This window comes from Streptomyces sp. V4I23 (genome assembly GCF_030817975.1).
Classification (GTDB): Bacteria; Actinomycetota; Actinomycetes; order Streptomycetales; family Streptomycetaceae; genus Streptomyces.
Genome location: NZ_JAUSZW010000004.1, coordinates 715,719 through 737,648, shown reverse-complemented (window position 1 = coordinate 737,648; position 21,930 = coordinate 715,719). Strand labels below are relative to the sequence as shown.

Below are 21,930 nucleotides of genomic sequence, written 5' to 3'. Positions count from 1 at the left end.
ATGCACATCGACCTGCTCGACCCGGCCCCCTTCGGCCGCAACGACTTCTGGTCCGCGTTCACCTGGCTGCGCGCCAACTCGCCCGTCCACTGGCACCCCGAGCCCGGCGGCGACGACGGCTTCTGGGTGCTCAGCAAGCACCGCGACATCATGAGCGTCTACGCCGACAGCGACACCTTCAGCTCCGCGCAGGGCATGCGGCTCGGCAGCGATCCCGCCGCCGTCGCCGCCGTCACCCAGCGGATGCTGATCGTCTCCGACGCCCCCCACCACACGCGTCTCAAGCGGGCCCTGTACCAGGCGTTCGGGCCCCAGCAGATGCCGAAGACGGAGGCCCTCGTCGAGACGGTCGTCGGGGAGCTGGTGGCCGAGGCCGCCGAGCAGGACGAACTGGACTTCATCGACCTCGCCAAGCAGCTCCCCAACCGGGTGGTCTGCGCCATGATGGGCATCCCGCGGGCCGACTGGTCCTGGATCGGGGCGCTCACCACCGACGCCTTCGACTCCCCGGACGAGAGCGTGCGCAGCAGCGCGCACTCCGAGATCTTCCTCTACTTCATCGAACTCCTCGGCGAGCGCCGGGCCCGCCCCGGCGACGACCTGGTGAGCCAGATCGCCCACGACACCCTCGTCGACGAGGGCGACGGCACCGAACGGCCGCTCAGCGACGAGGAGATCGTCTTCAACTGCAACGGCGTGCTGTCCGGCGCCAACGAGACCACCCGATACTCCGCCGCCGGCGCGGTGCACATGTTCGCGCAGCTCCCCGAACAGTGGGACCTGCTGCGCGGCCTCGGCCCCGCCGGCATCGCCCCGGCCGTCGAGGAGATCCTGCGCTGGACCACGCCCGGGGTGCACGCCCTGCGCACCGCTGTCCGCGACACCGAGATCGACGGGACGCCCATCGCCGCCGGCGACCGGGTCACGCTGTGGAACGTCTCCGCCAACCGCGACGAGGACGTCTTCACCGACCCGCACAGCTTCCGGGTCGACCGGCGCCCCAACCGGCATGTCGCCTTCGGCCACGGCCGCCACCTCTGCCTCGGAGCCCGGCTGGCCCGCTTCGAACTCGGCGCCCTGCTCACCGAGATGCTGGACCGGTTCGACGGCTTCGAACTGACCGGTCCCGCCCTGTTCAACTCGTCCAACTTCACCTGGGGGATCAGAAGTCTCCCGGTACGGCTGCTGCGCAGCCGAGCCTTCGCACAGGCAGAAAGGGCCGCGCTGTGACCACCGCACTGATCGACTTCAACCGGACCGACACCGACTTCCCCGCCACCGGCTACCCCGAGCTGCTGGCCGAGCAGGCCGCCCGCACCCCGGGCGCTCCCGCCCTGGTCCAGGGCGACCGCTCCTGGACGTACGCGGAGCTGGAGGCCGAGACCAACCGGCTGGCCCACGCGCTGATCGCGCACGGCGCCGCACCCGGCGAGCGGATCGGGCTGTGCTATCCGCGCAGCGCGGACTACGTCATCGGCTCCCTCGCCATCCTCAAGTCGGGCGCCGCGATCGTCGCCCTCGACTCGGTCAACCCCGACGACCGGCTCGCCGCGATGATCGCCGACGCCGCGCCGCTGCTCGTCCTCACCCCGGCGGACGTCGCCGCCCGGATGCCCGAGGGCGTGGCCCTGGCCGAGGTGGCCACCGAGGGCCAGGGCCGGCCACAGACGCCGACCGGCGTGGCCACCGGCCCGGACACGGTCAGCCACCTCATCTACACCTCCGGGTCCACCGGCACCCCGAAGGCCGTCCTGGAGCGGCACGGCGCCCTGACCAACCTCGTTCACTGGACCGCCCGCGCCTACGGGGTGCGCCCCGGCGACCGCGCGTCCTGGATGTCCACGCCCGGCTTCGCCGTACAGATCATGGAGTGGCTGCCGTACCTGCCGATGGGCGCGGCGATCCACATCCCCGAGGCCGGTCAGGCCCAGACCCCGGAGCAGATCCGCGACTGGCTCGCCGCCGAGCGGATCACGCACACCATGCTCGTCGCCGCACTGGCCGAACCCGTCTGGGGTCTCGACTGGCCGGCGGACACCGCGCTGCGCATCCTGGTGACCACGGCGGAGCGGGTGCACAGCTGGCCGCCCGTCGACACACCCTTCCGGGTCGTCATGACCTACGGCACCACCGAGACCACCAACGTCCTGACCTGCCTCGACCTCGGCGCCGGTGTCGACTTCACCAGCCAGGCCACCCCGGAGGAGATCCGCGCCACCCGCCAGGTCCCCGTCGGTGTGCCCATAGCCAACATGCGCGTGCACCTGCTGGACGAGCAGGACCGCCCGGTCGCCGACGGCGCGGTCGGCCGGCTCCACGTCTCCGGCGCCGGAGTCGCCGCCGGGTACCACGGCCGCCCCGAGCTGACCGGGGCCAAGTTCCGTACCGGCGTCGTCCCCGGTGACCCCCACCCGGTGCTCTACGACACCGGCGACCTCGCCCGGCGCCGCGAGGACGGGGCCGTCGAGCTGCTCGGCCGCTCCGACGCCCAGGTCAAGATCCGCGGCTTCCGCGTCGAACTCGGAGAGGTCGAGACCCACGTCGCCCGCCTCGACGGCGTCGCCGAGGCCGTCGTCGTCACCCACGAGCGCGGAGCGAACGACAAGCGGCTCGTCGCGTACGTCTCCGCCGACGGCGACGCGGCCCCGGACCCGGCCGGGATCCGGGCCGCCGTGGCCCGCACCCTGCCCTACTACATGGTCCCCGCCACCGTCGTCGTCCTGCCCGCGCTGCCCCGCCTGCCCAACGGCAAGGTGGACCGGCGCAGCCTGCCCGAGCCGCCCGACTCCCGCGAGACCGTCAGCGCCGGGTACGAACCCCCGCGCAACGAGATCGAGGACGGCCTGGTGCGCCTGTGGGCCGAGGCGTTCCGCACCGACGGCGTCGGCATCCACGACAACTTCTTCGAGCTCGGCGGCCACTCGCTGCTGGCGTTCCAGCTGATCGACGAGATCCGCCGCCGCTACGGCGTCGAACTCAGCCTCTCCGACCTGTCGTCCTGCCCGACGGTCGCCGAGCTGGGCGCCCTCATCGTCACCGAACGGACCGCCGGACGCGGCGAGTTCGGCGGCCTGCCCGCGATCGTCCCCGACCCGGACGCCCGCTTCGAGCCCTTCCCGCTCACCGAGAGCCAGCAGGCCCTGTGGATCGGCCGGGGCGGACTGGTCGAACTCGGCAACGTCGGCTGCCACGGCTACTTCGAGTGGGAGAGCGAGAACCTCGACATCGCCCGCTTCGAGCGCGCCTGGCGCCGGCTCGTCGAGCGTCACGACGCGCTGCGCACCCGCATCCTGCCGAACGGCACCCAGCAGGTGTACGCGGAGATCCCCGACTACGACATCCCGGTCACCGACCTCGGCGCACTGGACGAGACCTCGCGCGAGCGGGAACTGCTGGCCCTGCGGGAGAAGTTGTCGCACCAGGTGCTCGACGCCGACGGCTGGCCCCTGTTCGACGTGCGGATCAGCCTGCTCGGCGGCGGACGCGCCCGCATCCACCTCTGCCTCGACTTCCTCGTGGCCGACGCCTGGAGCTACTTCCAGGTCCTGATCCCGGACCTGGTCACGTACTACACCGAGCCCGGCACCGACCCCGTGGAAACCACCCACCGGACAGCAGCCGTCCCTCAATCAGGCGCCGAACTGCCGCCGCTGGAGCTGACCTTCCGCGACTACGTGCTGGCCGTCGGCAACTCGCTGCGCGACAGCGAGCTCTACCGCCGCTCCGAGTGGTACTGGCGCGACCGCCTCGCCACCCTGCCGCCGGCCCCGCAGCTCCCCGAGCGTCCGACGGACGCCCCCGAGCTGCCCGTCCGCTTCGCACGCCTCAGCCACGTCGTGCCCGCCGAGCTGTGGAGCCGTATCCAGGAGCGGGCCGGCGACCGCAAGGTCACCGCGTCCGGCGTGCTCGCCGCCGCCTACGCCGAGGTCCTGGGCAACGCCAGCGGACAGGCCCGCTTCACGATCAACTTCCCCCTCTTCAACCGGCTTCCGCTGCACCCGCAGGTCAACTCGCTGCTCGCGGACACCACGACCACCCTGCTGCTCGCCGTCGAACAGCAGGACACCACTTTCACGGGACGCGCCCAGGCTGTGCAGCGCCGCCTGTGGGCCGACCTGGAGCACCGCTACTTCAGCGGCGTCCAGGTGCTGCGCGAGCTGACCAAGCTGCGCGGCTCCCTCGCGCCCGCCATGCCCGTGGTCATGACGAGCCTCGCCGGCCACCCGCCGCAGTACGAGGAGACCGAACTGGGTGTGCCGGTGTACGGGATCTCCCAGACCCCGCAGGTCTCGCTGGACTTCCAGGTCTTCGAGAAGGCCGGCGGCCTCACCTTCAACTGGGACCACCTGCCCGCGGTCTACCCCGACGGGCTGATCGAGTCGATGTTCCAGGAGTTCACCGAGCTGCTGGAGGCACTCGGCGAGGACGAGGTCTGGGAGCGCTTCTCGCCGCCGCCCGGCGACGAGAGCGCGGCCGCCGAGCCCGTCGAGGAGCGCGACACCGGCGACGCGTGGGAGCGGTACTGGGCCGGCATCGAACGCACCGGCCGCGGCGGCGACGTCATCTGGGACGCCGACAGCGGCGAGGAGTTCCAGTGGCTGCTCGGCCAGGCCCGCAAGCACTTCGGCAGCGACCTGCCGGTCATCGACCTCGGCTGCGGCAACGGCCGCTACAGCCGCGAACTCGCGCCGCACTACCCGCGCGTGGTCGGCGTGGACGTCTCCGCCAGCGCCATCGAGCACGCCGTCCGCGAGGCACGGGCGGAGGGTGTGACGAACGTCGAGTACCTCGCCGTCGACATGACCGACACCGAGCAGGCAGCCGCCCTGGGCGAGGGCCCGTACAACATCTTCGTCCGCGGTGTCTTCCACGTCCTCGACAGCGCCGCCAGGGCACGGCTCGCGACGGTCGCCGGCCGGCTGCTGGGCCCCGACGGGGTGCTGATCATCCACGAGCCCGACTACTCCAGCAACTCCTTCGGATACCTCGGCTTCGTCGGCGGCAAGCGCGGCCGGGCCGAGGACCTGGTCGGGCCGCTGGAGGCGGCCGGCGTGCGCCACTCGAACCGCTTCACCCGTCCCGAACTCACCGCCGCCTTCCCCGCGGACGACTGGGAGATCCTGGACGACGAGGCGATCCAGCTGCACGCCATCGACCCGCAGTCGGACGCGGACGCGCTCCTGCTGCCGGGGTACTACGCGGTGCTGCGCCGCAGGCGCTGATGGCGGCGGTCGCGCCGGCCGGGCGGACCGGGCACGTCCTGGCCGCCACCGGTGACGCACGGGGGCTGCCGACCCGTACGGAGCCGGACCGGGCCGGCGCCCTGCGCTCCGCCGCGGACCAGGGCGACTTCGTCGCCGCCCCCCCCCGCACTCGTCAGGCTCCGCGCCGCCCGCCTGCTCCGGCGGCCGGCGCGGAGCCTGACCCTCGTGCAGAGCTGCGGCAGGCCCCGGGCGCCCAGAGTCGGCGTGAGCCTCGCGCACACCCGGGCCGGGTCGCGGGCCGGTGTCCGACGAACGATCTCGGTGAAAGACTGAAAGACTGAAAGACTGAGGGACTGTGGAACGACGAACTGCCGACCGGCTGCTCAGAGCACACGCACAGGCGATCGGGGGGCGGGTCCGCGAGACGACGGTCTCCGCCGCCCTGGACCGGGTCCTCGCCGTCCAGGCGCAGGACCTCGCGGCGGCGGGCCTCGGCCTGCGCGCCCGCGTCCAGGGCCTGACCGCCGACGACGTCCGGCACGCCACCGACACCGAACGCAGCGCCGTTCGCGGCTGGTTCATGCGCGGCACGCTGCAACTCGTCCCGGCCGCCGACGCCCGCTGGCTGCTCGGCCTCTTCGGCCCCGTCTACCTGGCACTCGCCGCCCGCCGCCTGCGCGAACTCGGCCTGGACGAGGCCCTGTGCGAACGGGCGGCGAAGCTGATCGTGAGCGCCGTCGACGGCGAGGGGCCGCTCACCCGGGCCGAACTCACCGAACGCCTGGGCACCCTGGGCGTCGAGTCCAAGGGCCAGTCCGCCTTCCACCTGATCCGCCGGACCGCGCTGTCCGGGCTGATCTGCCACGGGCCCCAGCGCGCCGGCGAGGCCACCTTCGTCCTGCTCGACGACTGGCTGCCGGCCTCCGGCCCGTCGCCTCTCACCGGCTCCGCAGCCGTGACCGAACTCGCCCGGCGCTACCGCGCGGCCCACGGGCCCAGTGACGTGGAGGATTTCGCCCACTGGTCGGGGCTGCGGACGACCGTCTGCAAAAGCGCCTGGGCCGCCGCCGGCGAACCCGCGTGGGAGGACGCCGCACACATCCCGCGAGGAGATGTGCGGCTGCTTCCGGCGTACGACAACTATCTTGTCGGATACCGGCGCAGGGATCTGTCGGTGCCCGCCGAGCACGAGCGCCGCGTGTGGCCGGGCGGCGGCGTCATCCGCGCCACCGTCGTGGTCGACGGCTGGGCGGTCGGCACCTGGTCGGGAGGCCGGCGCGGCGCCGAGCCGGTGGTGGAGCCCTTCCCAGGGAACGAGCCGCTCGACGCAGCGGTCTCGGCGGAGATCGCCCGGGAGAGCGCCGACATCGCACGCTTCTACAACGCTTCTCATACGTAGTCCATCACCGGTCTTCATCCGCCCGGATCCGTAACCGGACACTAACCGCCCCTCCATAGCGTCAGTGCCGTCCGACAATTCCGTCCCCAACCAGAAAAGGGCGTCGACATGGCACTCGGTCGGCATTCCGATTTCAATCGTCTGTGGTTCGGGCAGACCGTCAGCAACTTCGGCGACAAGATCTCACTGCTCGCACTACCGACCCTCGCGGTCGTCTTTCTCGACGGAGGAGCGTTCGAGGTCGGCGTCCTCGGCGCACTGCGCTTCCTCCCGTTCCTGCTGCTGGCCCCGGTAGCCGGCCTGGTCGCGGACAGAGTCTCGCGCCGTACGGTCATGATCGTGGCCGACCTGGGCCGCTTCGCGGCGCTGGGCTCGATCCCGCTGGCCTTCGCGTTCGACTCGGTCACCATGACGCACATCTACATCGCGGCCGGCGTCACCGGTGTCCTGACCACCTTCTTCGAGGTCTCCTACCAGTCGTGGCTGCCGCAGCTCATCGGCACCGAGAACCTGGTCGAGGGCAACACCAAGCTCCAGATCAGCCGCAGCGTCGCCGAGGCCGTCGGCGCCGGCGCCGGCGGCGCGCTGATCCAGCTGCTCGGCGCGGCCCGCGCCGTCACCGCGGACGCGTTCACCTTCCTCGTGTCCCTCGTGGCCCTGCTGCTCATCCGCCACCGGGACAGCCGGGCGCGGCTGGAGGAGACGAAGGCGTCCGCCAAGGCCGAGATGAAGGAGGGCCTGAAGACCCTCTTCGGCAACCCCGTCCTGCGCGGACTGTTCACCGCCAACGTCGTGGTCAACCTCGGCGCCGCCATGGGCGACGCCCTGCTGATCGTGTACGCGTACAAGGTGCTCGACCTGAGCCCCGGCCAGGTCGGTGCGGCCTTCGCCGTGATGTCGGTCTTCGTCATCGTCGGCGCGGTGCTGTCCGAGCAGGTCACCAAGGTGCTCACGGTCGGCCGCACGCTGATCCTGACCGCGGTCGTGCTGGGCGCCGGGTACATCCTGGTGCCGACGGGCGGCGCGGTCGCAGGATTCGTCGGACTGATCGTGGTCCAGGCCGTCATCGGCTTCGTGTCCCCGATGTTCGACATCCACGTCCTCAGCCTGGTCCAGGGCATCACGCCGAACGAGCAGATGGGCCGCGTCAGCGGTGCCGCTCTGTCGGCCGTCTACGGAGCCCTGTCCCTCGGCTACTTCGCCGGCGGCGCGCTGGGCGAGGCGTTCGGCCTCACCGCGGCGCTGGCCGTCGCCGGGGCGATCACCATCGTCGGCGGCCTGACGCTGCTGGGCGGCCCGGTCGCCGCGATCAAGGAGATGCCGGGAGGCGACGCACCCGCCGAGGGCGCCGAAGGCACCGAGTCCGTGGCGAACGACACCAAGGTCGGCGCCTAGGCCGACCCGGACGCGTCGGAGCGGGTGCCGCGGCCCGACCGGGTCCGGCGCCCGCACCGAGGCGGCTCTCCGCCCACCTCGGGCGCCGCCGGCACGACCGGCCGCCGCCATGGACTCGTCCTTACGACCGTGCAGCCGCCCGCACCGAGCGGTCCGCACGACCTTTCGTGAACGACCGCACCACGGGGGCAACCTCGGCACCGAAGCGGCCCCACCCGCGGGTGCGGCGGCGCCAGCCGGCGCCGCCCGAGACAGGGGCGTCACCCCGACCACCGGGGCGCTCCGCGCCCCCACTCGCCGTATCCCTCTTCCTTCAGACCGCACGGAGGCACAAGGTGAGCGAGTCCCTCGCCGAACGCATAGCCGCACTGCCGAAGAACCGCAGGGCACTGTTCCAGGCCCTCGCGGGCCGAAGCGGAGGGCGCGGCGCCGTACGGGAGGACCCCGAACCGGCGCCACGGGATCCCTCCGAGGCGCCGGTGCTCTCCTTCGCCCAGCGCCGCCTGTGGTTCATCGACCAGCTCCAGCCCGGCAGCCCCGCCTACAACGTCCCGGTCGCCACCCGCATCCGCGGCCCCCTCGAGGTGCCCGCCCTGCACGGCGCGCTCCAGGACGTCGTTGACCGTCACGAGGTCCTGCGCACCGTCTACCGGGACGTGCCCGGCGCCGCCGAGGCCGAGCCCCACGTGCTGCACGGCTTCCGGCTGCCGCTGCCGGTGAGCGACCTGCCGGACGAGGCCGCCGTCCGGGCGTTCTACGACGCGGACGCCGCGGCGCCGTTCGACCTCGCCGGCGCCGTGCCGCTGCGCGCCTCGCTGGCCCGCATCGGCGCCGACGACCACGTCCTCGTCCTCAACCTGCACCACATCGTCACCGACGGCTGGTCGATGCGGCTGCTCTACACCGAACTCGAGCGCGCGTACGCGGCACGCGTCGGAGCGGCCGCCGAGCCGCTCACCCACCTGGCCCTCCAGTACGCCGACTTCGCCGCCTGGCAGCGCCGCCGCATCAGCGGCGAACGCCTGGAGAAGCTCACCGGCTTCTGGCGCGAGGAGCTGAGCGGCGCCACCCCCGTGGACCTGCCCACCGACCGGCCCCGGCCGCCCGTCTTCGGCCATGTCGGAGCGTCCCGCTACATCGACCTGCCGCCACGCCTCATCGCGCGGCTGCGCGAGTTCGGCAAGTCGGAGGGCGCCACCCTCTACATGACGATGCTCGCCGGCTTCGCCGCCACCCTGCGCCGCTGGACCGGCCAGGAGGACATCGTCGTCGGCACCTCCGTCTCCGGCCGCGACCACCCCGCCTTCAGCGACCTCGTCGGGTTCTTCGTCAACACGCTGCCGCTGCGCATCAGAACGGGCGGCGACCCGGGCTTCGCGGAACTCGTCCGCTCCACCCGGCACACCACGCTCCAGGCGTACGCGCACCAGGAGCTGCCCTTCGACCTGATCGTCGACGCGCTCGGGCTGCCGCGCGACCCCAGCCGCCCGCCGCTCACCTCCGTGATGTTCCTGCTGGACGAGACCCCGGACACCGCGCCCGGCCTCGCCGGACTCGACACCGAGCCCATCGACTTCTCCTCCCGCGCCACCAAGTACGACCTGATGATCAGCGTCCACGACACGGGCAGCGCCGTCCGCGCCCTCGTGGAGTACCCCACCGCACTCTTCGAGGCCCCGACCGTCGACCGGCTGCTCGGCCACTTCCTGACCACCCTGGAAGCGGCGGTCGCCGTGCCCGACGTGCCGATCTCCACCCTGCCGCTGCTCACCGGCGCCGAGCGCCGCACGGCCCTCGACGACTGGAACGCCACCCGCGCGCCGTTCCCGCAGGACGCCTGCCTCCACCACCTGTTCGAGGAGCACGCGGACCGGCGCCCCGACTCGGCGGCCGTCGTCTGCGGCGGACTCGGCGGCTGGACCGTCACCTACCGGGAGCTGGAGGAGCGGGCCAACCGTCTCGCCCACCACCTGGCCGAGGCGGGCGCCGGACCGGACCGGACCGTCGCCCTGTGCCTGCGCCGCGGACCGGGACTCGTCACCGCGATCCTCGCCGTCCTCAAGGCCGGCGCCGCCTATGTCCCCCTCGACCCCGAGTACCCCGCCGAGCGCCTGGGCCTCCTGCTCCGCGACGCCGCGCCGCCGATCGTCGTCTCCGACTCGGAACTGATCGGCCGGCTCCCGCTGGGCCCCGACACCGTCCGCGTCCTGCTCGACACCGACCGACCGGTGCTCGAGACGCTGCCCGCGACCCGGCCGGCGGTCCCCGTCACCTCCCGTGACCTCGCGTACGTCATCTTCACCTCGGGGTCCACCGGCACCCCCAAGGGCATCGCGCTGGAGCACCGCGGCGTGGTCAACAACCTGCTCGACCTCAACCGCTCCTACGGCATCGGTCCCGCGGACGCGGTCCTCGCCCTGTCCTCGCCGAGCTTCGACATGAGCGTGTACGAGACGCTCGGCATGCTCGCCGCGGGCGGCACCCTCGTCCTGCCCGACCCCGCCGCGGCCAAGGACCCCGCCCACTGGGCCGATCTGATCGAGCGTCACGGCGTCACCGTGTGGAACTCCGCGCCCGCCCTGCTGGGCCTTCTCCTCGACCAGCTCGAGCACGCGGGCGGCCCCGCCCTGCCGAGGCTGCGCACCGCATTCCTCGGCGGTGACTGGATCCCCGTCACCCAGCCCGACCGGCTCCGCGCCTTCGCCCCGGGGCTGGCGTTCGCCGCGCTCGGCGGCGCGACCGAGGCGTCGATCCACTCCGTGGAGTACCGGGTCGGGCGGGTGGACCCCGGCTGGACGAAACTCCCGTACGGCCGGCCCATGGCCAACCAGCGCGCCTACATCCTCGATCCCGCCGACCGGCTGGTGCCCGTGGGCGTACCCGGCGAACTGCACCTCGGGGGAGTGGGGCTGGCTCGCGGCTACCTGAACCGGCCGGAGCTGACCACGGAGAAGTTCGTCCACGTCGAACTCGAACCCGGCCGCACCGAACGGCTCTACCGCACCGGCGACCTCGCCCGCTACCGGCCCGACGGCACCATCGAACTCCTCGGCCGCACCGACTTCCGCATCAAGCTCAACGGACTGCGCATCGAGCCCGGCGAGGTGGAGAGCGCCCTGCGCGAGCAGCCCGGGGTCCGCGAGGCCGTCGTCGTCGCCCGCCAGGGCGCCGGCTCCGCCCGCCTGATCGGCTACGTCGTCCCCGAGGACGGGGCCGCCCCGGACCCGGCCGCCCTGCGCGGAGCGCTGGGAACCGTGCTCCCGCCGCACTGCGTGCCCGCCGAACTCGTCGTCCTGGACCGGCTGCCGCTCAGCCCCAACGGCAAGGTCGACCGCAAGGCCCTGCCCGAGCCGCCGAGCGGCCGGCGCGCGGCCGCGGCGCCCACCGCCACCACCGTGCCCGCCGCGGCCGAGTCGCCCACCGGCTCCGCGGCGCCCTCGGCACCCACCGACGGCGACCCCGCGGCACGGCGCGTGGCCGCGGTCTGGGCCGAGGTTCTGGGCCTTGAGTCCGTCGGGCCCGACGACGACTTCTTCGCCCTCGGCGGCGACTCGTTCGCCGCCGTCCGCGCGGTGCGGGCCGTCGCCGAGGCGATACCGCAGGCGCACGCCCTGCGCGTCGTCGACCTGTTCAGCAATCCCACCCCGGCCGGCCTCGCGGCCCGCGCCGCGGAACTCGGCGGGGGCGCCGCCGACGGCCCGGCCCCGCACCGGCTCCTGCACCGGCTGTCCCCGCGGTCCGCCGAAGGCCCCGCCGCGCTCAGTCTCGTCTGCTTCCCGCACGGCGGCGGCGACGCCATCGCCTACCAGCCGCTGGCCGCCCACCTCCCTCCCCATATCGAGCTGCTGGCCGTCTCCCCGCCGGGACACGACCCGCTCAACCCCGGCCCGATGCTGCCCGTCGCCGAGTTCGCCGAACTCGCCGCCCGCGAGATCGCCCGGACCGTCACCGGACCCTTCGCCGTCTACGGCCACTGCGCCGGCGTCGTCTCGGCCCTGGAGACCACCCGCGTCCTGGAGCGCGACGGCCTGCGGCCGGTCGCCCTCCACCTCGCCGCCGCACTCCCGGAGGAGGACCCCGAGTACGCGCTGGAGATGGAACGCGTCTCCAGCGACGACGACCTCGTCGGCTACCTCACCGCCATGGACGGCTTCGACGGCGTCCTCGACGACAGCGATCTGACGGCCGTGCTCAGGATGGTCCGGCACGACATGACCGAGGCCGCCCGCTTCTTCGCCCGCACGCCCGACGGCTACGCACCTCCTCTCGTCACCCCGCTCACCTGCATCGTCGGCGACGCCGACGACGCGACCGAGGGCTACGAGCAGGGCCACCGCGCCTGGGGCCGCTACGCCCGCGACCTGCGGCTCGCCGTCATCCCCGGCGGCCGTCACTACTTCGCCAAGCACCTGCCCGACCGGCTCGCCGCGCTGCTGGCCGACCTGCACCGCAACGGAGGAACCCATGTCTGACCTCGCCGAACGGCTCGGCCGGCTGCCCCAGGGACAGCGCTCCCGGCTGCTGGGCCGGATGCGCAACCAGATGACCGCGCCCGTCGGTCACCGCAACGAACTCAAGCGCATCGACCACGGACCCCGTTCCCGTGCCTCCTTCCAGCAGGAACAGATGTGGTTCGTCGACCGGCTGGGCGCGGGCAAGGCACGCAACAACATCGCCCTGGCGATACGCCTCGACGGCCCGCTCGACCGCGCCGCCCTCCACGAGGCGCTGGGCGCGGTCGTCGCCCGCCACCAGGTGCTGCACAGCAAGCTCGTCGAGGTCGACGGCGTGCCCTGGCAGGAGCCCGTGCCCGGCTTCGTCCTCGGCGTGCAGACCAGCGACTTCGGCGACAGCGACGACCCCGACCACGACCTCGCCGAACTCACCGCCTCCTGCGCGGCCGCCCCCTTCGACCTCGCCGAGGCGCCGCCTGTCCGCGCCCACCTCGTACGCCTCGCCGACGACCGGCACATCCTGCTGTGGGTCGTCCACCACGTCGTCTGGGACCCGGGCTCCACCCGCGTCTTCACCGAGGAACTCACCGCCGGCTACGCCGACGCCGCCCAGGGCAAGCGCCCCGAGGCCGGCGAACTCGCCGTTCAGTACGCCGACTTCGCCGCCTGGCAGCGTGCCAAGCTGGAACACCCCGAGCACCGGCGGGCGCTGGCCGACAAATGGCGGCAGCTGCTCGCGGGCGCCGAGGCCACCGAAGTGATGCCCGACCACCCGCGCACGCCCGAGACACGCGGCGACGGACGCGGCCTGTCGCTCACCCTGGAACAGGAACTGCTCGACCGGCTGAACGCGGTGGCCGAGAGCTCCGACACCACCGTCTTCACCACGCTCCTCGCCGCATTCAACGCGCTGCTGCGGCACTGGACGCACACCGAGGACGTCGTCGTCGGCACGGCGAGCGCCTCCCGCCCGCACCCCGACCTGGAGCGGGTCATCGGCTGCTTCGTCCAGATGATCACCCTGCGCACGGAGGTCGGTGACACCCTCACCTTCCGCGAGCTGGTCGCCCGCACGGCAGGCACCGTGATGGACGCCTTCACCAACAGCGAGCTGCCGTTCGAGCAGGTCGTCGACGCCGTCCGACCCGCCCGCGACCCGCTGCGGCACCCGCTGTTCCAGATCGAGTTCACCTCGCTCGGCCGCTGGGGCACCCAGACGGCCGAGGCCGGCGGAGTCGAGCTCGCCGTCGAGCAACTGCACGACGGAGCCGCCAAGTTCGACATGAGCTTCCTCGTCGGCGAGAACGACGGCCTGGAGCTGTCCCTGGAGTACAACACCTCCCTCTACCGGCACGGCACCGCCTCCGCACTGCTGACCGCCTTCCGGCGCGTCATCGAGCAGGTGGCCGAGAACCCCGACATGCAGATCGGCGAACTCAGCCTCGTCGAGGAGCCGGCCGCCTCCCGGCACGCCCGCGAGCTGTCCCGCGGCGGTCCGCTCGACGAGGCTGCCTGGACCACCACCCTCGACCGCGCCTTCCGTGAGCGCGCCACCGTCCGGCCAGACGCCGTCGCCGTCCGCCACGGGGCCACGACGCTGGACTACGCGGCCCTGGACCGGTGGTCGGAGGCGATCGCCCACCGCCTGCGCGACCGCGGCGTGCGGCACGGCGACCCGGTCGCCGTCTGCCTCGGCCGGGGCCCCGCAGCCGTCGCCGGACTGCTCGGCATCCTCAAGGCCGGCGCGCACTACGTGCCCGTCGACCCCACCGCGCCCGCCGACCGCACCAGGGCCGTGCTCTCCGACGCCGGCGTGCGGCACGCCCTCGTCGACGACGCCACCGAACTGCCCGTGCCGCTGGAGCGCGTCACCGCGGGCGACAACGCTCCCGTGCGCGACGTGCCGTCCCTGCCGCCGACGTCGGCCCCCGCCGACCTCGCCTACGTCCTCTACACCTCGGGCAGCAGCGGCACCCCCAAGGGCGTGATGATCGAGCACCGTTCGGTCACCCACTTCTCCCGCACCATCGCCAGGGCGTACGAGATCGGCACCGCCGACCGCGTGCTCCACTTCGCCCCGCTCACCTTCGACGTCTCCGTCTTCGAGGTCTTCACGACCCTGCTCGCCGGCGGGGAGCTCGTCATCGCCACCGACGACGAGCGCCGCGACCCGGCCCTGCTCCAGACCCGTATGCGTGAGGACGGGGTGACCGTCGCGGAACTGCCGCCCGCGCTGCTGCCCCTCCTCGACCAGGCCGGGCTGCCCGCCCTGCGCCTGGTGTCCGTCGGCGGCGAGGCGTTCCCCGGCAGGCTGGTCGCCGAATGGACCACGGGGGACCGCCGGTTCGTCAACGGGTACGGACCCACCGAGGCCACCGTCGCCGTCACCCTCATGGACTGCACCGGCAGCTACGACCGCAACCCGCCCATCGGCCGGCCCATGCCGGGCCACCAGGCGTTCGTCCTCGACGACCGGCTGCGCCCGGTGCCGCCCGGGGTGCCCGCCGAACTGTGCGTCGCCGGCCCCGGCGTCGCACGCGGCTACCTGGGCCTGCCCGAGCTGACCGCCGAGCGCTTCGTCACCAACCCCTACGCCGACGGCCCGGAGACCGAGCGCCTCTACCGCACCGGCGACCTGGTGCGCTGGCTGCCGGGCGGCAACCTGGAGTTCCTCGGCCGCACCGACCGCCAGGTGAAGCTGCGCGGACACCGCATCGAACCGGGCGAGGTCGAGGCCGTGCTCATGAGCCACCCGCGCGTCCAGCAGGCCGTCGCCCTCGCCCAGCCCGCCGCGGGCGGCGACAAGATGCTCGCCGCGTACGTCACCGTCGAACAGGTCGGCGCGTACGCCTCCGAGGTCGTCGACGCCGAAGTGCTGCGCGCCTACGCCGCCTCCCGGCTCCCCGGCTACATGGTCCCCGTGGTCGTCGTGCTGGACGAGCTGCCGCTCACCCGGCACGGCAAGGTCGACATCGCCGCGCTGCCGCTGCCCGTCGACCACGCCACCACCGGGGGCACCCCGCCCCGCGACGAGATCGAGGAGCAGATCTGCCGGGACATCCTCACCCCGCTGCTGGAGTGGTCCAGCCCCGACGTCGAAGGCGACTTCTTCGCGCTCGGCGGCAGCTCGCTCCAGGCGACCATCGTCGTCTCGCGGGTCCGCGCCGTCTTCGGCATCGACATCGCGCTCGCCGACTTCTTCGGCCGCCCGACCGTCGCCGGCCTGGCCGACCTCGTCCGCGCCGCGCGGGCCGAGGCGGCCGGCGAACAGGACCGGCTGCTGGCGGTCTTCGACCAGATCGAGAACATGTCCGACGAGGAGGCCGCCGCCCTGCTCAGGTCCCTGCAGACCCCGGACGGCGCGTGATGACCGCCCCATCGGACGCGGGGGTCGACCAGGCGCTCGCCGCCCTCCCGGAGTCCCGACGCGAACTGGCCCGCATGCTGCTGGCCGCCCGGCGCCCCGTCCCCGCCGGGCCGGCCCCGCGCTCCGGCGCGGGGCCGGTCCCGGCCACCGCCCTCCAGGCCCGGCTGCGGCGACGCGAGCACGTCCGGCCGGGCGCCGGCACCGGATCGCACGCCGTGCGGCTCACCGGGCGCCTCGATCCCGGACGGCTGCGGGACGCGCTCACCGGCGTGCTCGCCCGTCACGAGGCGCTGCGCTGCCGGATCACGGACGCCCCGGACGGCGGCCGCCCGCAGCTGACGGTGGACGACGAGCCCGCCCTGCGGCTGACGCGGACCGATCTCACGGACCGCACACCCGCCGAGCGGGAGGACGCCGTATGGCGGGCGGTCACCGAGAGCGCCGGGACCGCGCTGTCCCTGGAGACCGGCGAGACCAGCGCCTTCCGGCTGCTGACCGTCGGCCCCGAGGAGCACGTACTGATCCTCGCCTCGCACCTCGCGGTCTTCGACGGCTGGTCGTCCGGGGTGTTCCTCACCGACCTCGCGGCCGGCTACCGGGACGGTGCGGCCGGCCTCGCCCCACCGGAACTGCAGTTCCCCGACTACGCGGACTGGCAGCGGCGCTGGCTCGCGTCCCCGGACGGCGCCGCCGAACTGGAGCGCCGGCAGGCCGCGTTCGCCGGTGTCCCGGCAGCGCCCCGCGCCGAGGGCGGCTTCGAGCGCGGCCACCTGCCGGTGCACCTGGACCGCGGCCCCGGCAGCGCGCTCGACGCCGGACTGGCCCTCGGCGCCGCCGAGGGGGCCACCCCCTTCATGACGCTGCTCGCGGCCCTCGCGGTGGTCCTCGCCCGCCGCGACGGGAGCACCGACGTCGTCGTCGGCACCCCGTCCGCGGGCCGCTTCGCGACCCAGCTCGAAGGCGCGGTGGGGCAGTTCACCACCGTGGTCCCGATCAGGATCGACCTGTCGGGGGATCCGTCCTTCGCCCGGCTGCTGCACCGCACCCGCGCCTCGGTGGCCGACGCCCTCGGCCACCAGCGGCTCCCCGTCGACGAGCTCTTCACCGACGGGACCCAGCCCTACAGCGTCCTGTTCGCCCTCCACAACTACCCGGCCGTGCCCTTCGGCCTCTCCGGAATCGAGGTGAGCCAGCTGCCCGGTCCCCCCGCACGCCACCTGGAGCTCTACAGCCCCGACCCCGCCGCCACCCTGGCCTGCATCGGCCTGGTCGAACGCGACGGCGAGATCGGCGGAACAGCCGAGTTCAACCGCCGGACCGCCGCACCCGAGGACGTGACCGCGCTGCTCACCGGCATCGAGGACGTCCTGAGGCACGCCGCCGTATCGCCCGCCGCCCCCGGGATCATCAACCGCTAGCCCCTGGGAGTATCCGTTGCTCACCACCGAGTTCTACCGGGCGCCCGCCGACTGCGGCCTCGTCCGTTCCGGCGACGGCGTGCCCCGTACGCCCATGCGCGCCCTCCGCGAGGAGATCCACGACGTCCTGGTGTCCGCACCCGTCGCCGCAGCCCGGCGCACCCGCGACCCCCGTCCCGTCCACCGGGCACTCGGCGAGGCCGGTCTGCTCGCCCCGCAGTGGCCCGAGGAGTACGGCGGCCGGGGGGTCAGCCAGGTCGCCGCCGCCGTGCTCGTCGAGGAACTGGCGATGCACGACGTGCCCGACCTGCTGCACACGCTGACCGTGCAGATCGTCGGCTCCACCCTGCTCAATGTCGCGAGCCCCGCGATGAAGGCCCGGCACCTGCCGGGCTTCGCGGCCGGCACCGCCTTCGGCTGCGTGCTCTTCAGCGAGCCGCAGGCCGGATCCGACCTCAACATCCTGTCCACACGCGCCGTTTCCGACGGGAACGGCGGCTACAAGCTGTACGGCACCAAGGTCCACTCGCTGTTCGCGGGACTCGCCGACTACGGACTGTGCCTGGCCCGCGGCGAGGACGACGCCTTCAGTCTGTTCCTCGTCCCCCTCGCCCAGAAGGGCGTCACGATCAGAGCCGTCCCCGGCATCGGGGACGACGCCTTCCACGAGGTCACCCTCGACGGCGTGGCCGTCACCGCCGACGACGTGGTCGGCTCGATCGGCCGGGGCTGGGCCATCGTCGTCAAGACCCTCGCCTTCGAGCGCACCGGCCTCGACTACTACGTCAAGGCCCTGCGCTGGTACCGCGCCGCCGTCGAACGGCTGGAGGCGCACACCGACCGGCTGGAGGCCGGCCAGCACGACCAGATCGGCCTGGCCAAGCTCAACGCCCGGCTGCTCGCCGCCGGCACGCTCGTACGGCGCGTCCTGACCCGGCTCGACCGGGGCGAACTCAACGAGGACGAGGCGGCGGCGGCCAAGTGGTACACCACCGAACTCGCCGCCGAGGTCGCCTGGTGGGCGGCCGAACTCGACGGCGACCGCAGCATGACCCTCGACGACCCGGAGGTCGACGGGGTGGCACACCCACTGGACTCGGCGATGCGCGACGCCCCCGGGATGCGGATATCCGGCGGCACGGCCGAAATGATGCTGGAGACGCTGGCCCGGCTGCGTCTCGACTCAGGGGCGGAGGTACGGCCGTGACACAGAGCGCGACGACGGAACAGGACGCCGGCGGCAGGATTCCCGCCGAACGGTGGCGGGAGCGCGAGGAGGAGGACTCCCTCTTCCGCCAGCTCCGCCTCACCGTCCGCCAGGGCCTGGAGCTCGACTCCGGCGGCACCGCCGAGTGCGCCTGGGTGGCCCTGACGCAGGTCGGCGCCTGGGAGTTCGCTCTGCCCATCGACCGGGACGGGCTCGACCTCGGGCAGGCCGTCATCGCGATGGTCTGCGAGGAGGCGGGGAACGCGATGCAGCCGCTGCCGCTGACCGACACCCTGCTCGCCCTCGACCTGCTGGCCGGGCTCGGCCCGCTCGCCCCGGAAGCGATCGAGGGCCTGCTGGACCGGGTCCGGGCCGGTGAGCACCCCGTGGCCCTCCCGGGCCGGCTGCCGGACCCGTGCGGCGCGGTTCCGCCCGGCATCACGTGGAAGCCGGACGGCGACAGCGGCGGTGTCGTCCTGACCGGCACGGGAGGGCCCTTCGCCGCCGGTGTCGCTCCCGGCTCGCTGCTCGTCCTCGCCGACGGGCCCGACGGGCCGTGCGTGGTCCTCGTGGAACTGCCGTCGGCGGGGGTCGAGTTGCGGCCGCTGCGCGACCACGGCGGGGGAGCGGTCTCCAGTGCGGTCTTCGACGAGGCCCGCATTCCCGCCGAGGCCGTCCTGCTGCGCGGGATCGCCGCCGAACAGGCCCTGGCCCGGGTGGGCCTGCGGGCCGCGGTGCACCAGGCGTCGCTGCTCGCCGGCATCACCGCCGCGGCGCTGACCGCCGTGGTGGCCCGGATCAGGAGCCGCCGTCAGTTCGGCCAGGCGCTGGTCAAGCACCAGGGACCGCGACTGCGGGTGGCCGGGCTGCTGGCCCGTCTCGACGCGGTCCGCTGGGCGGTCGGGGACGCGGCCAAGGACCTCGACGAGGACCGTCTCACGCCCGGCGAGGCCGCGGGCCTCATCGCCCTGACGGCCGAGACGGCCCTGGACGTGACCCGCGACGCGGTCCACCTCCACGGCGCGTCGGGCCTGGTACGGGACGGCCTGGTCGCCGGCTGCTACCGCCGCGCCGCCTGGGAGGCCCTGCGCTGCGGCCGCCCCGCCCGCCTGTGGGACACGGCGGCGCACATGCCCTGAGGGCCTGCGGCACGGAGCCGGTGAGTCTCGGAGCGCGTGCCCCGGCGGTCCCGGGCCCTTCACGGGACCGCCGCGCCGCCGCCACGGTGAGCGTTCGCGGTAACGGCGCGGATGCCGCAGGCAGGCGGGGCCAGCTTGGGCGTGCTCATCGCGGTACCACCACCTTGCGCAAGACCTCCAGGACGCCGGGCTCGCTCTGCCGAAACGCGGGCTCGATTGCGGTACGGCGGCTGCAAGTTCCCGGTGTAGTTGACCGGCGACGGCGCGCGAGTCGTGTGCCGAACTCGGTCGTCCGGCACCGGACTGGTGTCTTTGCCGCGATCACCTCATAGCCTGTTCTGTGGGCCTCCCGTCCTTTTAGACTGCGTTCGCCTTGGGATTCGAAGTCGAGCTTTCGAGCAACGCCGTTGGCCAGGACCGTCAGCGTTCTGCTTCCGTATCAGGGTTGCTTGCTCGATCAGCGCACAGGCGATCTCGATGGGTGCCGTCGGGCGGCGTCGCAGCGGATCTCGTGGCCAGCACGACCCAGGCCGCCTTGGTGCCGCATTCCGTGACGAGGAACCCCCACTGCCCCCGGGCCAACTCGTTCACGATGGGTAGACCTCGCCCGCGTTCAGCGAGCAACCCGCCCGCACCCTCTGCCGGTTCGGCGTCCGCCGAAGGTACGGCAGCGACGTACAGGTCTGCAGGGAGGAGGGGCTCTCCGTCGTGGATCTCGCAGACGTACCTCCCGCCGACCAAGCGAAGGTGCATCTCGTACGGACCACAGGCGTGTTCGTGCGCGTTCGCCACGAGCTCGGAGACCGCAAGGGCTCCGTCGCTGATGGTGTCGCCGGACAGGCCCAGGTCCTTGAGAACACGTCGCAGAACGGCCCGGGCTTCACCGGTCGGATTGATGGTGTGGTCGTTCCAGCGGTACACGAGGCCGGGAGCGGCGGACGGCGCACTGATCATCGGGCGGCGGACCTCCTGTGGGTGACGTCGGTTGCCCCCTCCCGGGGGCTCCAATGTGGTCGGGCGGAAGTGCGGCAGTATGCCGCTGAGAGGCGTACTGACGCAGGAGGCACCCTGATTTCGGGTGCGTGCGGACCCAGGAGGATCGTGGCTCAAGCCCCAGCCACGAGGCCGGTCGCGAGTCACACACTCAACGATGGCCGCCGGTGCCCCTGACGCTCATGGGCGTTTATGAGCGCGGGGCGAACGAGTGGTCAGGAGACCAGGCCAGACTCCGACCCGCCGCTGGCCTTCGCCTTCGCCCGTCTGGTTACTGAGAGTATGGGCGGGTGAGTGCTGACGTGTTGGGGCGATGGGTGCCGGACCGCCCCGAGGATGTGGCCGCGGTGTTCGCCAAGGCGGACTTCCCGTGGTGGATCGCCGGCGGATACGCGATCGAGCTCGCGGTCGGCCGTGAACTGCGCCCGCACGGCGATCTCGACGTCCTCGTCCTCCGCCGCGACCAGGCCCTCGTGCGTGATCTCCTGGCCGGCTGGGACCTGTATGTGGCGGACCCGCCCGGCCAGGGGAAGCTGCGACCGTGGCGCCCTGGAGAGGTCCTTCAGCCGCCGCTCCACGACATCTGGTGTCGCCGGATGCCGGAGGCGCCCTGGTCCATTCAGCTCATGCTGGACGAGGCCGAGGGCACCCAGTGGGTCTCGCGGCGCGACCCGGCGATCCGGCTCCCGATCGACCGGCTCGGGCGGACGAGCGAGCCGGGTATCCCTTATCTCGCGCCCGAGGTGCAGCTCTTCTACAAGGGGAAGGCGACCCGGGAGAAAGACGAGATCGACTTCGAAGCTGTGCTGCCGCTGCTGGACGCTCCGGCACGCGCCTGGCTGGCGGGCGCGATCAAGGTGATCGCGCCCACGCACCCCTGGCTTCGTAGACTCCAGCCCGTCAGCCGAACGTGAGCAGCGGAACGTCGTAGAGGTCCGGGTTCCGGGGCCGGGTCATCGTGGGCGACGTGACCTCCACGAGCAGTAGTTCGCTGAGGAGGTGGCTCGTCCTGCCGTCGGCCGACTGGGCCTTCAGGCCGGCGGAGACGTGGATGTGCGGGAGTATCTCGCCGGTGGCCGGATCGTGGGCGAGGGTGCCGGCGCCGAACGCCTCGACGTTGGTGACGTACGTCTTCGCCCAGACCGGCGCGTCCGGGTCCGCGAGCTTCTCGCAGGCGCCCACGATCTCGGCCTCCGCGAAGGCTCCGATGAACGAGGGGATGTAGCCCTGGCGTACGCCGTTGTCCCGGCAGAAGGTGGACAGCGCCGCGAAGAAGTCTTCTCCGTGGTCGAAGGTGACGCCGAAGGTACGGCCGACGGTCAGCTCGTGAGCGCGCATGTGCGGGTGTCTCCAG

The 21,930-nt window shown here is 73.0% G+C and carries 12 protein-coding genes; 10 read left to right on the top strand and 2 right to left on the bottom strand.

What is annotated here, in order from left to right; all coding sequences use genetic code 11:
* The 9 genes from QFZ82_RS05535 (at position 1) to QFZ82_RS05495 (ending at position 19,583) form a co-directional block, all read left to right on the top strand.
* Positions 1-1,230 carry a cytochrome P450 gene (locus tag QFZ82_RS05535; RefSeq protein WP_307712050.1) on the top strand — a complete coding sequence of 410 codons (1,230 nt, stop codon included), beginning with the start codon at positions 1-3 and terminating at the stop codon, positions 1,228-1,230.
* Positions 1,227-5,222, top strand: a complete 3,996-nt coding sequence (locus tag QFZ82_RS05530) for an amino acid adenylation domain-containing protein (protein WP_307712049.1) — start codon at positions 1,227-1,229, stop codon at positions 5,220-5,222. Before QFZ82_RS05535 ends, QFZ82_RS05530 begins: the two co-directional genes overlap by 4 nt.
* Before the next feature lie 337 nt (positions 5,223-5,559).
* Positions 5,560-6,603: a winged helix DNA-binding domain-containing protein gene (locus QFZ82_RS05525; RefSeq protein WP_307712048.1), complete on the top strand. Its 1,044-nt coding sequence runs from the start codon at positions 5,560-5,562 to the stop codon at positions 6,601-6,603.
* Positions 6,604-6,711: 108 nt separating this feature from the next.
* Positions 6,712-7,998 carry an MFS transporter gene (locus QFZ82_RS05520; protein ID WP_307712047.1) on the top strand — a complete coding sequence of 429 codons (1,287 nt, stop codon included), beginning with the start codon at positions 6,712-6,714 and terminating at the stop codon, positions 7,996-7,998.
* A gap of 335 nt (positions 7,999-8,333) precedes the next feature.
* Complete coding sequence (locus QFZ82_RS05515) at positions 8,334-12,470, top strand: amino acid adenylation domain-containing protein (RefSeq protein WP_307712046.1); 4,137 nt, start codon at positions 8,334-8,336, stop codon at positions 12,468-12,470.
* The gene (locus QFZ82_RS05510; RefSeq protein WP_307712045.1) at positions 12,463-15,819 is read left to right on the top strand and encodes an amino acid adenylation domain-containing protein; all 3,357 of its coding nucleotides are present in this window, start codon (positions 12,463-12,465) and stop codon (positions 15,817-15,819) included. The genes QFZ82_RS05515 and QFZ82_RS05510 overlap by 8 nt, the downstream gene beginning before the upstream one ends.
* Positions 15,819-17,237 (top strand): condensation domain-containing protein, encoded by a 1,419-nt coding sequence (locus QFZ82_RS05505; protein ID WP_307712044.1) that lies wholly within the window; start codon positions 15,819-15,821, stop codon positions 17,235-17,237. Before QFZ82_RS05510 ends, QFZ82_RS05505 begins: the two co-directional genes overlap by 1 nt.
* A gap of 16 nt (positions 17,238-17,253) precedes the next feature.
* Complete coding sequence (locus tag QFZ82_RS05500) at positions 17,254-18,444, top strand: acyl-CoA dehydrogenase family protein (protein ID WP_307712043.1); 1,191 nt, start codon at positions 17,254-17,256, stop codon at positions 18,442-18,444.
* On the top strand, positions 18,441-19,583 hold the full coding sequence (locus tag QFZ82_RS05495) for an acyl-CoA dehydrogenase family protein (protein WP_307712042.1): 1,143 nt from the start codon (positions 18,441-18,443) through the stop codon (positions 19,581-19,583). Before QFZ82_RS05500 ends, QFZ82_RS05495 begins: the two co-directional genes overlap by 4 nt.
* Before the next feature lie 420 nt (positions 19,584-20,003).
* On the opposite strand, the gene QFZ82_RS05490 is transcribed toward QFZ82_RS05495, so the two are convergent.
* The gene (locus QFZ82_RS05490) at positions 20,004-20,537 is read right to left on the bottom strand and encodes an ATP-binding protein (protein WP_307712041.1); all 534 of its coding nucleotides are present in this window, start codon (positions 20,535-20,537) and stop codon (positions 20,004-20,006) included.
* 329 nt (positions 20,538-20,866) lie between these two features.
* Here QFZ82_RS05490 and QFZ82_RS05485 point away from each other — a divergent pair, with 329 nt between their 5' ends.
* The gene (locus QFZ82_RS05485) at positions 20,867-21,490 is read left to right on the top strand and encodes a nucleotidyltransferase domain-containing protein (RefSeq protein ID WP_307712040.1); all 624 of its coding nucleotides are present in this window, start codon (positions 20,867-20,869) and stop codon (positions 21,488-21,490) included.
* Here QFZ82_RS05485 and QFZ82_RS05480 read toward each other — a convergent pair.
* The gene (locus QFZ82_RS05480; RefSeq protein WP_307712039.1) at positions 21,477-21,914 is read right to left on the bottom strand and encodes a PPC domain-containing DNA-binding protein; all 438 of its coding nucleotides are present in this window, start codon (positions 21,912-21,914) and stop codon (positions 21,477-21,479) included. The two genes, QFZ82_RS05485 and QFZ82_RS05480, sit on opposite strands and share 14 nt — an antisense overlap.
* Positions 21,915-21,930 lie beyond the last annotated feature (16 nt).

What these genes read in the sequence shown, in the direction of transcription:
- QFZ82_RS05510 (WP_307712045.1), top strand. Translation starts at nt 12,463, where the DNA reads ATGTCTGACCTCGCCGAACGGCTCGGCCGGCTGCCCCAGGGACAGCGC.
- QFZ82_RS05505 (WP_307712044.1), top strand. Translation starts at nt 15,819, where the DNA reads ATGACCGCCCCATCGGACGCGGGGGTCGACCAGGCGCTCGCCGCCCTC.
- QFZ82_RS05535 (WP_307712050.1), top strand. Translation starts at nt 1, where the DNA reads ATGCACATCGACCTGCTCGACCCGGCCCCCTTCGGCCGCAACGACTTC.
- QFZ82_RS05480 (WP_307712039.1), bottom strand. Translation starts at nt 21,914, where the DNA reads ATGCGCGCTCACGAGCTGACCGTCGGCCGTACCTTCGGCGTCACCTTC.
- QFZ82_RS05520 (WP_307712047.1), top strand. Translation starts at nt 6,712, where the DNA reads ATGGCACTCGGTCGGCATTCCGATTTCAATCGTCTGTGGTTCGGGCAG.
- QFZ82_RS05490 (WP_307712041.1), bottom strand. Translation starts at nt 20,537, where the DNA reads ATGATCAGTGCGCCGTCCGCCGCTCCCGGCCTCGTGTACCGCTGGAAC.